The following is a 1,442-nucleotide window of genomic DNA, read 5'->3' on the forward strand; positions in this document are numbered from 1 at the left end:
GCGACACGCCGAGGGAGTCGTGTGTTTGCAACGTTTTTGGGTGTTGTTTGTTGTGTTGATTTGCGTTTGTGTTCGTTGTCGTGTAAGTTATCTACTCGCTGCCGGTCAGTGCTTGAGGGTTGAGAGTTGGTCGAGTGGTGGTGGTTTGAGAACTCAAGAGCGTGTTTGTACTACTTCTTTATGTTTGTGATTGCCAGTCCAATTCCCGCTTCAATGGTTTTGTTGGAGTACCTGGGAGGGTTTGATGGGGGTTGGGGTTTTTGTGCGAACGTCCTTCCTTATAGGACGATTGTCAATTTTTGTTTTTGAGAGTCTTTGTTGAGTCTTTTCATTTTTTTGTGGAGGGTTCGATTCTGGCTCAGGATGAACGCTGGCGGCGTGCTTAACACATGCAAGTCGAACGGGATCCTCAAGCTTGCTTGGGGTGAGAGTGGCGAACGGGTGAGTAATGCGTGACTGACCTGCCCTGTACTTTGGGATAGCTCCTGGAAACGGGTGGTAATACTGAATGTTCCACATGATCGCATGTGATTGTGGGAAAGCTTTTTTGCGGTATGGGATGGGGTCGCGTCCTATCAGCTTGACGGTGGGGTGATGGCCTACCGTGGCTTTGACGGGTAGCCGGCCTGAGAGGGCGACCGGCCACATTGGGACTGAGATACGGCCCAGACTCCTACGGGAGGCAGCAGTGGGGAATATTGCACAATGGGCGCAAGCCTGATGCAGCGACGCCGCGTGAGGGATGGAGGCCTTCGGGTTGTAAACCTCTTTTACAAGGGAGCAAGGCTTTATTGTTGAGTGTACTTTGTGAATAAGCACCGGCTAACTACGTGCCAGCAGCCGCGGTAATACGTAGGGTGCAAGCGTTATCCGGATTTATTGGGCGTAAAGAGCTCGTAGGCGGTTCGTCGCGTCTGGTGTGAAAGCCCATCGCTTAACGGTGGGTTTGCGTCGGGTACGGGCGGGCTGGAGTGCGGTAGGGGAGACTGGAATTCCCGGTGTAACGGTGGAATGTGTAGATATCGGGAGGAACACCAATGGCGAAGGCAGGTCTCTGGGCCGTTACTGACGCTGAGGAGCGAAAGCGTGGGGAGCGAACAGGATTAGATACCCTGGTAGTCCACGCTGTAAACGGTGGATGCTGGATGTGGGGCACGTTCCACGTGTTCTGTGTCGGAGCTAACGCGTTAAGCATCCCGCCTGGGGAGTACGGCCGCAAGGCTAAAACTCAAAGAAATTGACGGGGGCCCGCACAAGCGGCGGAGCATGCGGATTAATTCGATGCAACGCGAAGAACCTTACCTGGGCTTGACATGTTCCCGACGACCTCAGAGCTGGCGTTTCCCTTCGTGGTGTGTTCACAGCTGGTGCATTGTAGTCCTGAGCGCGCTTCGTCAGTTGTTGGGCTAAGTCCCGCAACGAGCGCAACCCTTGCCTTATGT

The 1,442-nt window shown here is 53.9% G+C and carries 1 rRNA gene; it reads left to right on the forward strand.

Annotated features, from left to right (window positions below):
- Positions 1–335: 335 nt before the first annotated feature.
- A 16S ribosomal RNA gene (locus BHAP_RS11355) occupies positions 336–1,442 on the forward strand; the annotation flags it as partial.

This window comes from Bifidobacterium hapali, assembly GCF_002259755.1.
Classification (GTDB): Bacteria; Actinomycetota; Actinomycetes; order Actinomycetales; family Bifidobacteriaceae; genus Bifidobacterium; species Bifidobacterium hapali.